This is a genomic window from Yoonia sp. MH D7 (genome assembly GCF_054439475.1).
In genome coordinates this window covers 21,996-35,370 of the sequence record NZ_JBTJCF010000001.1, presented here as the reverse complement: position 1 = coordinate 35,370, position 13,375 = coordinate 21,996, and the positions used below count along the sequence as shown (strand labels likewise).

At 52.9% G+C, this 13,375-nt stretch carries 13 protein-coding genes and 2 pseudogenes; all 15 read right to left on the bottom strand.

Annotation, left to right across the window (positions count from 1 at the left end; translation table 11 throughout):
* Positions 1-26: 26 nt before the first annotated feature.
* Positions 27-419: a cytochrome b gene (locus ACXLHR_RS00170; protein WP_458789546.1), complete on the bottom strand. Its 393-nt coding sequence runs from the start codon at positions 417-419 to the stop codon at positions 27-29.
* Positions 420-680: 261 nt separating this feature from the next.
* Positions 681-1,238 carry a DUF1499 domain-containing protein gene (locus tag ACXLHR_RS00165; RefSeq protein ID WP_458789545.1) on the bottom strand — a complete coding sequence of 186 codons (558 nt, stop codon included), beginning with the start codon at positions 1,236-1,238 and terminating at the stop codon, positions 681-683.
* A 29-nt stretch (positions 1,239-1,267) separates the two neighbouring features.
* On the bottom strand, positions 1,268-1,453 hold the full coding sequence (locus ACXLHR_RS00160; protein ID WP_458789544.1) for a hypothetical protein: 186 nt from the start codon (positions 1,451-1,453) through the stop codon (positions 1,268-1,270).
* 230 nt (positions 1,454-1,683) lie between these two features.
* Positions 1,684-1,869 (bottom strand): annotated as a pseudogene (locus tag ACXLHR_RS00155) (IS3 family transposase); the annotation flags it as partial.
* Positions 1,870-1,885: 16 nt separating this feature from the next.
* Positions 1,886-2,938, bottom strand: coding sequence for an IS110 family RNA-guided transposase (locus ACXLHR_RS00150; RefSeq protein WP_458789543.1), 1,053 nt, complete (start codon positions 2,936-2,938; stop codon positions 1,886-1,888).
* Positions 2,939-3,132: 194 nt separating this feature from the next.
* Positions 3,133-3,448, bottom strand: a pseudogene (locus ACXLHR_RS00145) (DDE-type integrase/transposase/recombinase); the annotation flags it as partial.
* Between the two features lie 238 nt (positions 3,449-3,686).
* Entirely contained in the window at positions 3,687-5,150 is a 1,464-nt protein-coding gene (locus tag ACXLHR_RS00140; RefSeq protein ID WP_458789542.1) for a mannitol dehydrogenase family protein, read from the bottom strand.
* Positions 5,150-5,923, bottom strand: a complete 774-nt coding sequence (locus ACXLHR_RS00135) for an L-iditol 2-dehydrogenase (protein WP_458789541.1) — start codon at positions 5,921-5,923, stop codon at positions 5,150-5,152. The genes ACXLHR_RS00140 and ACXLHR_RS00135 overlap by 1 nt, the downstream gene beginning before the upstream one ends.
* Complete coding sequence (locus ACXLHR_RS00130; protein ID WP_458789540.1) at positions 5,920-6,924, bottom strand: ABC transporter ATP-binding protein; 1,005 nt, start codon at positions 6,922-6,924, stop codon at positions 5,920-5,922. Before ACXLHR_RS00130 ends, ACXLHR_RS00135 begins: the two co-directional genes overlap by 4 nt.
* Positions 6,924-7,754, bottom strand: a complete 831-nt coding sequence (locus ACXLHR_RS00125) for a carbohydrate ABC transporter permease (RefSeq protein WP_458789539.1) — start codon at positions 7,752-7,754, stop codon at positions 6,924-6,926. The genes ACXLHR_RS00130 and ACXLHR_RS00125 overlap by 1 nt, the downstream gene beginning before the upstream one ends.
* A gap of 16 nt (positions 7,755-7,770) precedes the next feature.
* The gene (locus ACXLHR_RS00120; protein WP_458789538.1) at positions 7,771-8,643 is read right to left on the bottom strand and encodes a carbohydrate ABC transporter permease; all 873 of its coding nucleotides are present in this window, start codon (positions 8,641-8,643) and stop codon (positions 7,771-7,773) included.
* Positions 8,644-8,771: 128 nt separating this feature from the next.
* A complete protein-coding gene (locus ACXLHR_RS00115) occupies positions 8,772-10,091 on the bottom strand; it encodes an ABC transporter substrate-binding protein (protein ID WP_458789537.1) in 1,320 nt (439 codons plus the stop codon).
* A 105-nt stretch (positions 10,092-10,196) separates the two neighbouring features.
* A complete protein-coding gene (locus ACXLHR_RS00110; RefSeq protein WP_458789536.1) occupies positions 10,197-11,234 on the bottom strand; it encodes a LacI family DNA-binding transcriptional regulator in 1,038 nt (345 codons plus the stop codon).
* 457 nt (positions 11,235-11,691) lie between these two features.
* Positions 11,692-13,167, bottom strand: coding sequence for a sodium:solute symporter family protein (locus ACXLHR_RS00105; protein ID WP_458789535.1), 1,476 nt, complete (start codon positions 13,165-13,167; stop codon positions 11,692-11,694).
* Between the two features lie 14 nt (positions 13,168-13,181).
* Positions 13,182-13,367, bottom strand: a complete 186-nt coding sequence (locus ACXLHR_RS00100) for a hypothetical protein (RefSeq protein ID WP_458789534.1) — start codon at positions 13,365-13,367, stop codon at positions 13,182-13,184.
* Between the last annotated feature and the right edge of the window lie 8 nt (positions 13,368-13,375).

Genomic DNA, 13,375 nt, shown 5'->3' with positions numbered 1-13,375 from the left:
ATGATCCATTATATGGGGCCGATGCATCACCCACCCATGCGCGGCAGGGCGTCATCATGTTTAATCAGATGGTGCCAAACGAGCGCCATAGCGATATGTCCAGCAACCAAAAGGGCAAGCGTCCATGTCATTGTGCCGTGCCAGTCCTCAAGAGTTTTAGTCAAAGCGATCGCTGTTTCTCGCGCAGGGAAGATTTGTATCCGAAGATAACTGAAACCGCGCGTTCCGCCTGCTGATGCAATAAGCATGATCGCAGGAACTGCAACCATCAACAGGTAAAGTCCAACGTGACCACTAATCCAGCGCGACCCAATCTGCCCGACTGGGGAGGTCGGCGCGACATGTTTATCAAGCCCCAGATACCATGCAGCAAAACCAACAAGAAAAGCGTCGTTCCCAACGTCGCATAAGAACTCCATAGGGCATCACGCAGTGTATTTTCACGTGGTAGCGCCCAATGTGGACCCGCAGATAGAAGTTGCGCGGCGAACAGCGCTGCCATCCCCCAATGTAGGGTTCGGCTGACCAGGCCATAACGGATCGAGTTATCGTATAGGTTGGTCACAAAACTCTCCATTATAGTTGATCTGTAGACCCTTGCCGCATTGGACACACGATATGGTGCTCGACATATGCTGCCTTGTGATTTCGAACAGCATCGTCGTCGGCCTTGAAATAATTTACCCTAAAAACGCTTCGATGAACGTGCGAATGCGTGCGGCGTTCACGCCTTGATCACTGCGCCCGACACGGGACACACTGCGCAGATCGACGCGGCTGCCGTCGGCTTGGGGTGTTACAACCAGAACAATGTCATCAGCGAAATAAAACAGTTCTGTGCGGGCCGTTGCCTCGAACCTTAGGCTTTCGGGCGCGGACGACGCAATATGCCACCCCATGTCTTCGGCAATAATTAGGGCACGACTAAACGCATCCTCAGCCGACATATCCGTTACAATTGGGGCTATGTCTGGATAGGCGCTTTGCTGAATTCCGGCAATTTCTTGGCCGCCATAGACGAGGCTGTTTGTTGCGTCCGGACGCGTGTCATCCAGCACCATAAATTTCGGAGGGTTCTGCATATCTGTCGTGATATCGTGAATAGGCGCGGCGCGAACGGGCGGATCAAGTGTCGCCCCGATCCATGGCACAAGCAAAGCCGCGCCCATGACGAATGCGGTGCCGGATTGCAGGATGCCACAGCGTTCTTTTCTGACAATGTGAACAATGAGGGCCAAAAAGCCAACGCCTACCGCGATGAACGCAATCAGGTAAAATAACTGCGATAAAAGCCGAACCCTTGAATAGGTGCCCAAAGCCCAAGCCGTGCGCCGAAAACAATGAGTAGCTCAGCCGCGACAGCCAAGATCGCAGCACTCAGCGCTATCTTTCCGAAATGAGTGGAAGTACCTGTGTTATCGTGGTGCGGGGCGTTCGTTTGCGTATTTGTCATTTGTCGCGTCCTATTGGAGTTGATTGCATATTATCTAGTATTGTTAACTGACTTTGCCGTCGATTAGCATGCTAACTATTATCGTGACAACACATGAATTCAATTTACACTTTCTACTTCATTTCGCGGTTCTTATCGAAGAACGGCTTCGCCAGTGCCTCTTGTCTGACGTAGGCGCCTATGAAGCCAAATTGGACCTGTCACGGTTGTGTGCCGCCTCTGGCGCTCGTTTAAGCTACCATCCGTTTGAAAGAGACCGGGCCTTTACAGTCCAGTGCTGAGTGATGTCGTCGCGGATTGTAGAAGCTGTTGATGTATCCGAAGATTGCCATCTCTGCCTTCCTGCGGGTTTCCCATGTATCGCGCCAGATCAATTCCGCTTTGATGGTTTTGAAGAACGTTTCAACGGCCGCATTGAAGCTCCTATATTCGTCAAGTTGCGATTTGATCTGTTTTCGATACACAGAGCTGGCTGTAGATTTCGCGGACGATGTAGCGTTTCAGGCATCGAATTATCTCGCTTTTGCTCTTCCCGTCTTTCGTGCGTTTCTTGACATATGCAAGTGTCGGTTGGTGGCTTCGCATTCTAACGATAGCAACACGATAGAGTGCTGCGTTGGCCTGTCGATTGCCGCCTCTGTTTAACCGGAAGCGGTGTGTTTTGCCGCTGGAAGCTGGGATTGGGCAAACACCGCAGAGCTTTGCCAATGCTGCTTCCGAACGGATGCGCGTTGGGTCGTCGCCAACGAGGATTAGCATCTCTGCGATTGTCAGTGTTGCTATCCCATGAGATGCCATCAGGTCTGGTGCGCGTTCGGTGACAAGGCGTTCCAGTTCCTTGTCGTGGGCAATAATTTCTTCATGCAGCCACAGCCACCGGCGCGCCAATGCCCGCATGGCGGCTTTTGCTGAGGCCAATGGCGTGTCGATATCGCCAGGCCGAAAGGCCGCAATATGCCGGATCAACGCGACTTTCCCTCGAATTGGATCCAGTGTTTCCCGAAGATCAGCAGGTGCATTAATGATCAACGTCTTCAGCGTTACCATCGCCTGTGAGCGTGATTTAACGCCAGTATCGCGTGCAATCTTCAAATGTCTGATCATTTCGGATGACCCTGTTTGTGTCTTGGGTCGCGCTGTTGCCTGCCCAGAAAGAACGGATCGTGCAGCGCCCTCTGCGTCCAAACTGTCTGTTTTACCTTGCGTGTATCGCAGCTGTCGGTTTGGTCGTGTGACCTCAATGACATTGTGGCCTTGAGCCAACAAAGACCGGGATAGGCCCGCACCATACGAACCAGTCCCTTCGATTCCGAATGCTAGAACGCCCCCAAAAGACTGTGACCAGCGTTCCAGCTCCAAATACCCTTTGGGATTGGTGGGTATAGATAATGCGGCCAAACGGGTGCCTTGCGTATCGATTGCGACGGCAACATGTGTTGCTTTGTGTGTGTCGATGCCAATAATGATTGGATGTGTAGTCTTCATGATGCCCTCATTGCTAAGAATGCCCAGGCACCGATCCGAGGGGACAGGACTGTGATGGTACGCTGACCGTCAGGCTCCTATAAAGTCACATCTCGCCCGTTGCCGGGGCGACTTGACGGTCGACACGTCAACGCAATGACACGCAGTCAATCGTAGCATGGGTCAGGCCATCAAGCCACAATACCATACTCACAATCATAGCAGTTGCCTTTTCCACTCATCGATACCTTGAAGCCGCGCTGGCGCAAGATCTTGAACAGCGTTACGATCCGCGGTCCGTGTGGTTATTGCAGCCTTTGGGTAGTGACCTGAATGCAATGACCAGCGCTGAGATCGCCAGATCACGCTTGATGCGGTTACTCACCGCCTAGCCGATGACGCGGCGAGGATCAAATCTAAGATCACAGCCAGATACAAGCACCCTTTGCGCATCCAGATATAGCTAATGTCAGCTGCCTACTTTTGGTTTGGTTCGCTTGCAGTGAAGTTTCGATCCAGCAGGTTTGGCGCAGTGAGACAGTTTCTGAAAACGATCCGACGGATCGTTTTCTTGTCGAACGCGGTCCCTCGAAACATTCAACCATGGCGAGCTCGCTCCTGCGCGTGACACGGTGATTGCGGCAGCGCGTGCTCCAAAGGTCAGCGGTTAAACTCGGCATATTTTTCTGGCTTGGAGCGATCTCTCCGTCGCTTTGGAAAGAACGCATCATTGGCAACTATTTACCCAACATAAATGTGCAAATACGGATCAATCGGCCAGATATTTACGCAGCGCAGCCTCTGTTCCATCTGCCCAGATCAGGTGCAACCAGCGCGTAAAGCTGTTGGAAAATCGCGAATTCTGGGCTAGGTCGCCGTAAAACTGGTGTTGATCGAGCCATGTTTGCGGGTCACGCTTTGCGGTTTTCGCAGTTGCTGTTAGCGCGTCCCAAAACGGGTCGTTGGGTGCGATCGCACTTGCATCCTCGCGGGTGCCAAAACACATCCGCGCCCAAAGCGCTTCAATGAGCGCTACGCCGTCTAGCGGTGTGTCATGCGCAATCGCATCGCGTATAATCGGATGCAAGAATCCTGGATGACGCGATGATCCATCAAACGCCACACGGCGCGTAGTGTCGTGGATTTCAGGGTTTGCAAGGCGGGTTTCGATTAGATCGACATAGGCCTCCGGTGACATATCCGGCACGCCGCCCACATGTGGTACGATTTCTTCAATTTCTATTTTGCGGAATAGACCCCTTATTAGCGGGTTCGCCATCGTACCTGCGATTGTATCAATCGACATCAATTCACCTGGTGTCGCAATGATCTGGTGACCGGCGTTCAAAATGCGCAGCTTCATCGTTTCATATGGGTGGACGTCATCGGTGAAGGTCGCACCTGCTTTGTCCCAATCCGGACGTCCGGCGCAGAATTTATCCTCGATGACCCATTGGCGAAAGTTTTCGTGTGTGACGGGCGCGGCATCTTCGATGCCGAACTCGCGGGCCAGCGCCAGTTCTTTGGGTCCGGTTGCGGGAACGATGCAATCGACCATAGAATTGGGGAACGTAGCGTGTTCGTCAATCCACGCAGCCAAGTCGGGATCGGACAGACGGGCGAGTCCCACGACTGTTTGGCGCAATACATCGCCGTTGCCTTGCACGTTGTCGCAGCTTTGACAGGTGAAGGGCGCAACCCCGTTATCGCGGCGCATACGCAGCGCTGCGACAATCGCACCAAAGGCGGTTTTAGGGGTTCGTGGATTGGCCGTATCAAACGCTATATCGGGATGATCTGCGTCGAATCCACCCGATATTGATTGGTAATAACCGCCTTCGGTCACTGTCAGTGCCACGATACGAATGGCTGGTTCTGATATATGGGCGATCAGCGGTGCGTTGTCGGTGGCAACAGGAATAAAGCCGATCATCGCACCTGTGACTTCGGCTGATTTTTCATCAGGGCCAAGTTCAATTAGCGTCGTAAGGCAATCTTGCGCGAGAATTTTTTCGCGTTGCAGTGCATCTGCGGGGCGCACACCCGCGCCCAGGATAGCCCAATCGTGGGCAAGGCCGAGATCCATCAGGCGATGCAAATACCATGCTTGATGGGCGCGGTGAAAATTGCCCAGCCCGATATGCACGATCCCTGCCGACAGTTCATCATGCGCATAGGCTGGCACACGCACATCATCGTGCAAATTAGACAGGTTTTGCAGGGTCAATTTCATCAGTTCATCCACTGTCCGCCATCGACGTTATACGTCTGTGACACGATATAATCAGAGTCAGACGAGGCGAGAAACACGGCCATGCCTGTCAGGTCAGCGGGCACCGCAAATCGGCCCGCTGGCACGGAGGCTGCGACTTCTGCTTTTTTCTGTCCGGGTTTTTTGCCTTCTAGCTTGGCAAACATCGCATCGACGTGATCCCAATGATCGCCGTCAACTACGCCCGGTGCGATGGCGTTGACGTTGATACCGTGTCTGATCAAGTTCAGCCCCGCCGATTGGGTCATGGAAATAACGGCTGCTTTGGTCGAACAATACACCAGCACCAACGGTTCGCCCCGTCTGCCGGCCTGCGATGCCATATTGATAATTTTGCCGCCATGGCCCTGCGCGATCATCTGCTTTGCTGCCGCTTGCAAGGTGAACAAAGTGCCTGCCACGTTGACGGCATATAGCCTGTCGAAACTTTCACGGGTGATGTCGACCGTTTCTGACGCATCGAACAACGCCGCGTTGTTAACGACGATATCGATTTTTCCCGCGTGCGACACAACGGATGTAATCGCGGCATCAATGCTGGCTTGATCTGACACATCTATCTGGACTGGATAGGCGCCATCGCCCAATTCTTGCGCCGTCTCAGTCGCAGCTTCGAGATTGATATCTGCGATTGCCACGATAGCTCCTTCGGACAGGTACCGTTCCGCAAATCCGCGCCCGATACCGCGTGCCGCCCCTGTAATCAGGGCAGATTTTCCATCAAGTTTTTTCATACCTGACGCAGTCCTTGTGCGTCGAATTTATGCATCTTGGTCATATCGGGTGTCAGATAGATGATGTCGCCATGTCGCGCCGCAATGTCGCCGGAAATGCGCACGGTCATCATATCCATAAGGCCGGTTTCATGAACGTGGATAAACGTGTCAGAACCCAGATGTTCAGCCACACCAACTGTGCCTTTCCACATGCCCTCGGACTTGGACACGCTGATATGTTCGGGCCTCACACCAATGGTCGTGGCCCCGTGTTTTTGCGCCTCTGCACCTTCGATCAAGTTCATCTTAGGTGATCCGATAAAACCGGCGACGAACTTGTTCCTTGGGGCGTGATACAGATCCAGCGGGCTGCCGACCTGTTCGATCACACCAGCTTGCAGCACGACAATTTTGTCAGCCATGGTCATAGCCTCGACCTGATCATGAGTTACATAGACCATTGTTGTCTTTAGTTTCTCATGCAGCTCCATAATCTCAAGTCGCATGCCGACGCGTAACGCGGCATCAAGGTTCGATAGGGGTTCGTCAAACAGGAACGCCGCCGGTTCGCGCACAATTGCACGGCCAATAGCCACGCGCTGACGCTGACCACCTGACAATTGTCCGGGCTTGCGGTCAAGGTAATCTGTCAGGTTCAGCGCACTGGCCGCAGCGTCAATTTTGGCATCTTGGGTGGCCTGATCAAGCCCTGCCATCCGCATTGGAAACGCAATATTTTTGCGCACGGTCATATGCGGATACAATGCGTACGATTGGAAAACCATCGCCAATCCGCGTTTCGCGGGGGCCAGCTGGGTCGCATCCTTATCGTCGATGCTGATATGACCCGACGTCGTATCCTCAAGCCCCGCGATAAGCCGCAAAAGCGTGGATTTACCGCAACCCGACGGCCCGACAAAGACCACGAATTCACCTTCGTTGATTTCAAGGTCCAGTGGCGGAATAACTTGGACATCGCCAAAGCTCTTGGTGACTTGGTTGAGTTTGATCTGGCCCATTATTTTACCGCTCCGAATGTAAGCCCGCGCACGAGCTGCTTTTGTGAAAACCAACCCATGACGAGGATCGGCGCGATGGCCAGTATCGATGCAGCCGAAAGTTTTGCGTAAAACAAACCCTCCGGTGCAGAAAAGCTGGCAATGAATTTGGTCAAAGGTGCTGCATCAACCGTGGTCAGCAAAATAGTCCAGAACGCTTCGTTCCATGCCAAAATGATGTTGAGCAGGATGGTTGATGCGATACCCGGCAATGCCATCGGTGTCAGAACATACAGGATTTCCGATTTCAAATTAGCCCCGTCCATCCGTGCAGCCTCTAAGATTTCACCCGGAATTTCACGGAAATAAGTGTAAAGCATCCAAACGATGATCGGCAGGTTGATAAGCATCAAGACCACAATTAACAAAATTCGGCTGTCCATGACGTCAAAGTATTTTGCCAATAAAACCAGTGGATAAAGCACGCCAACCGCTGGCAGCATTTTGGTCGACAGCATCCACAGCAACACATCCTTGGTACGGTTTCCCGGCACGAACGCCATTGCCCATGCAGCAGGAACCGCGATCAGGATACCCAGCAACGTGGACCCCACAGCGATGATAATAGAATTCATGAGCGCCTTGGGATAGTTTGAGCGTTCCTGAACGGCGGTGTAATTTTCGAGGGTCCAGTCAAAAAAGAACCAGACGGGGGGATCTGCGATTGCTGTGGCTTCTGTTTTGAACGACGTCAGAAACGTCCACATAATCGGGAAAAACATCAATAACCCAAACGTCCACGCCAGGGCCGTCCACATGATTTTTTGCCGCGTTGGAATTGCACGTGCCATAATAGTTCCTCCCCCCTCAGTTATCGAGGTTCTTACCGACAATCCGCATCAGGAAAATCGCGATGATGTTTGCAAGGATGACGGCAACGATACCGCCGGCGGACCCCAGCCCGATATTCTGGCTTTCCAATACGCGCTGATAAACCAGGTAGGTCAGCGTGCGGGTGCCGAATGCGCCATTGGTCGTGACGAAGATTTCAGCAAAAATAGATAGCAGAAAAATCGTCTGGATCAGGATCACGACCGTGATTGCACGGCTAAGGTGCGGCAGAATGATAAACCGGAACCGTGATAGAATTGGAGCGCCGTCCATTTCCGATGCCTCTAATTGTTCACTGTCCAGAGACTGCACAGCCGTCAATAGGATCAGCGTTGCAAATGGAAGCCATTGCCATGCCACAATGATGATGATCGACAAGAGTGGCGACTGACTTAAAAAGTCATAGGGTTGCAGTCCAAAAAACTTGTATCCATATGAAAACAGCCCGTTATCGACGTTAAAAAACATGTTTTTCCAGACCAGCGCCGACACTGTTGGCATCACAAAGAATGGCGCGATGACTAAAATGCGCACGATACCTTGGCCAAACATCGGCCGGTCCAGCAGGAGGGCCATCAAGACGCCGCCGATAATCGTGATCAGCAAAATGCCTCCCACCATCCACAAAGTCGTAAAGAGCGACGACAAGAAAGAGGATGAAGTCAGAAACGATGCGTAGTTGTCGAATCCTATCCATGCATCGAACGGTTTGTCGCTGCGCATCGGCAAATATTCTGAAAACGAAAAGTAAAGTGTCATACAAAGTGGGACCAGCATCCACACGAGCAGCACGAAAACGGCTGGTGCGATCATAATGCGGGCGGCAGATCGTGACTGTGCTGTTGCCATTGTGAACCTCTTATTTCGGGTTTGAGTGCCAAACTTGCGGAAACGTCAACTTGTGGTGTTTGCGTAAATTCCAGCAATCGTATGGGGGGATCAGGTGGCGTGAAAACGCCACCTGAAAAAGTGCTAGGTTAGTACCCAGCCACTTCCATTTCTTCGACAGTTAGCTCTTGCGCTTTTGCAAGTGCCTCTTCGGCTGTCTGGTTGCCGGCAAGCGCATCCGAAAACTGTTGACCGGCTTGGTTGGCGATACCAGCAAATTCAGGGATCGCGACAAACTGGACGCCAGTATAGGGCACCGGCTGGATCGACGGGTTCGTCGGGTCAGCCGACAGAATAGATTCCAGTGTCATCTTTGCAAAAGGTGCTGCATCAAGATAATCTTGGTTTTCATATAGCGATGTCCGTGTCCCGGGAGGCACGTTCGCCCAGCCTTCGTTGCCAGCGACCAGCCCGGCATAGCCTGGACCAGTGGCCCATGAGATGAACGTCTTGGCTGCATCCTGTTTTTCGGAGGATGTCGGGATCGCCAATGACCATGCCCACAACCAGTTGCCGCGCTTGCCCAAACCATTGTCTGGTGCCAGAGCAAAGCCGACTTTGTCCGCAACAGTTGAATCCGCACCCGTTACGAAAGATGCCGCGACGGTCGCGTCGATCCACATGCCGCACTTACCCTGCTGAAACAATGTCAGGTTTTCGTTGAAACCGTTGTTCGCCGCACCAGCGGGACCGGATTCGCTCATCATGTCGAGGTAGAAATTGATCGTCTCGGCCCACTCCGGGCTATCGAACTGTGCATTCCATTCTTCGTCGAACCAACGCGCGCCGAACGAATTGGACATCGCGGTGAGGAACGCCATGTTTTCGCCCCAGCCCGCTTTGCCGCGCACGCAGATGCCGTTGATGTCATTCTCGCGGTCGGTCATCGCGGCGGCTGCTTCGCGGATAAATGTCCACGTCGGTGCATCCGGCATCTCCAAGCCAGCCGCTTCCATAAGGTCGGTGCGATACATAACCATCGACGATTCACCGTAGAAAGGTGATGCATAAAGCTCACCGTCTACCGTAAGGCCACCAGAAATGGCGGGCAGTAGATCATCGGCGTTGTAATCATCCGCCATGCCTTCGTTCAGCGAAACGAGCCAGCCGTTTTTAGCCCAGATAGGAACTTCATACGTGCCGATTGTCATGACGTCATACGCGCCGCCGCCAGTGGAAATATCCGTCGTCAGGTTTTGACGCAGCACGTTCTCTTCCAGCGTGACCCACTCAACCATGATGTCGGGATGCTGCTCGTTGAACGCGTCAGTCAGTCCCTGCATCCGGACCATATCGCCGTTGTTTACGGTCGCGATTGTAATTGAAGTTGCATGGCTCTCAGCGGCTGCGATGCCAGCTGTTAGGCCAAAGCCGGCCACACTCGTGAGTAAAACTCTCTTAATAGACATTCGGTATCCTCCCTTTTTTACGTGTGTAAAGATTGAGGCGAAGGCAAACTTAAGTCAACAAAAAAATTAACGCATGAATTTTCTGCATTGCGGCGTTGCGTGGCTTTACGCGGATTCACGCAGTTTGAGATACCCATCAAAAAGAGTAATTTGCGGCGTATCGTCAATCACATCGCCGCGAATGATTTCAAGCAGACGGGAAACTGCTTTCTTGCCAATGGCATCTGTGTTTTGCGCGACAGTTGTCAAAGACGGGTTCAAGTAAGAACACAAAGGGTAATCGTCATGTCCAGCAATGCGCAACCCACCCTTCGATGCGCGCCCAGGCACCAGCCCATGCCGCGATGCGGCACGAATGGCGCCGATGGCAACACGGTCATTTACGCATAGAATCGATCTGTCCATCAGCCGCCCCTGCGCAAACACATCGTTAAGAACGGCCTCGCCGTGATCTTCAAAGTAACCTGTCTGCCCGATAGATTGGGTGCCAATAATCTCGGGCTTGTGGCCCAGACTCTGCATCGCACTCACATACGCGGTTTCGCGCTCCAAGGCGTTAAAATTCACACGGGGCATTGCAAGAAACACAGGCGGCTGCCCCATACGGCACAGATACTCAGTTATTAACCCTGTGCTTTGTGTATGGTTCGTTCCCACAAAGTCCACATCTGGCATGACCTTGGGACGCGAATCCATCAAAACAAATGGAAGGCGTGATTTGAGCCGCGAATAGACTGCCATATCGCTATGATCACCTAATGGCGACACTATTACTCCATCCACATTCATCGACATAAACGTTTCAGCTGCACGGGCCTCAATTGCCGGATCGGAGTGCGAACATTGGGTAATGACGGTCATCCCCGCTTCCATCGCAGCAAACTCGATCGACTGCAAAAGCTTGGTAAAAAATAGATCGTTTAGGTATGGAATAATCACACCAATGATGCCCGTGGTCTTACGGTTCATCCGTGTCGCAAAGAAATTCGGGACATACTCAACCCGCGCCAAACCTCTTTCTATCTTGGCAACAGTCTTGGGTTTAACTCGGCTCGGATCTTGAAAATATCGTGACAATGTTGGACGCGACACACTGATCGCATCTGAAAGTTCCAGCATTGTATTGATACGTGGTTTAGTCAACGTGATCGCCCCCCAATTTCACTATACCTACCATGGCTACTTCGGAGTACAATATATTTACACCTGTAACAGTTTTGCTTTTATAGATGATATGTCTTGAAGCGACCATCACCAGATATCTCGAAATAATACACAACACTTTTTACACTTCCCGCCCTCCTCTCTCGATGCCACGCACGCGAAACAAAGGGATCATGAAATTGCAATTGGCGTGACCGGCAGAAGTCCTCGAACCGAACAGCGGCAAGTCCGACGCCGGATTGATCTATAAGTACGCGATGCCCTTCGCCCAGAGCTAATTTACGCAGGCTCCATTCTGGAAATGGCCAATGTGAAAGCCAACAAAACTTGAGCAGAATTGTAGGGAAGCACATAGGATTGTTTGGCGCGAATACTTTGCGCGTCGCCGATAGTGCTATTGTTGCTGAAATCTGACCTATTCAATAGCTTTCGTGATCTATTTTAATGCTTCCAACTTAGGGTCGAGTGCCCGCACAGGATCAGGTGTCCCGTCGACGAACCCGTCAGTGACGGATGCGGCAGTCGGCTTGGTGACAAGGCTGATTACAATGAACAATAGTGTCGAGACTGGCAGGCCAAGCACGCCGGCATTCAGGCCAAACAGGTTGTTGCCGGTCAGATACATCGAGATAACGAAGACGGCGCCCCCCAGGATAGATGCCAACGCACCCATGGCCGTGCCGCCCCTCCAGAAAAAGGCACCGACAATCGCGGGTACCACGACTACCAGACCGGCTGAGGCTGCGACCGAGAGTACCGCGATCATGGAGAATTCGGCTGCCGCGAAGATCAATGCAAGGATCGAGATCACCGGAATCACGAACTTGCCGATCATCAGCTGATGGCGGTCGTCCTGAGACCCGCCCATGTTGCCATAAACGTCGCGAGCAAAAATCGACGACAGCGTCAGCAGGATTGAGTCGATGGTCGAGACGGCGGCGGCCAGAATGCCCACCATCACAATCACACCCAAAACCGGCGGGACATAGTCTGACGCCAGCAGGGTCGCGGTCGCGAGGTCAGGCTGCTGTAGCGTTGGGAAGGCGACGAAGGCGGCAAAGCCCCAGATCACCGACACGATGGTGTAGATCAGACCGAAGCACAAAAATATCAGCAGCATCCGGCGCAGCGCCACAAGGTTTGCCGGCATGAACAGGCGTTGGCTGACCTGCGGGTTCGAAATAGAAAAGAAGAACCAAGGGAGGGTCAGACCTAAGAAGGTCTTGAAGCTGAAAAGGCCCGGCCCGGGGACCTGCAACATTTCCGGCGCCGTTTCGGCGATCGTGCCAAACATGACGGTGAAGCCACCCAGTCCCTGTACGACCAGAACCGCCACCATGACCGAGGCGACAATCATCACCAAAGCTTGGAGGCTGTCGGTCCACATGACGGATCGGATGCCGGCAATATAAGAAAAAACGATCGCCAGCGCGGTCGCAATTACGATGCCCGTCATGAAAGAAATACTGCCATCGGTCATGCCCGACAGGAGATACCCAACACCCGACAACTGCACGGCGGAATAGGGGATCAGGAAAACAAGGCTGGTGATCCCCGCTGCAATCGCGACGCTGCGCGAGCCATAGCGGTGGCCCAGCATCTCTGACGGAGTGACGTAGCCGTACTTTTTGCCCGCCCGCCAGAACCGCGGCCCGAAGATGGCGACCAACGAGACGCCGGCGAAATAAACAATCTCGAAACCCAATGCGCCGACGCCACCGCGATAGGTCAAACCGGCGAGGCCGATCATCATGAAGGCGGAATAGGTTGTGGCCGAATAGCTGAGGGCTGATATAATTCCGCCCATCGACCGGTCACCAAGAAAGTAGCCCGACATCGAGGTCGCTTTTCCCTGCCGCGAGATCCAGGCGACACCCAGCGAAATGACGATATAGATGAAGATGCCGGTCACGACATAAGAGGTGTTCATCTGTCATCCTCGGTAAAGCCCGCCATGGCGGCGGCATTAAAAAGGATGATGGCGATGCCAGCGACGCACCAGAACAGGAAACTGCCAGTCCAGGCAGCAATCTGTCCGACAAAAAGGTATGGCACAGCGTAGCAAGCGATTATCACCGCTCCGATCAGCAGTAGCGCAATCTTGCGAAGCATGTTCGTCT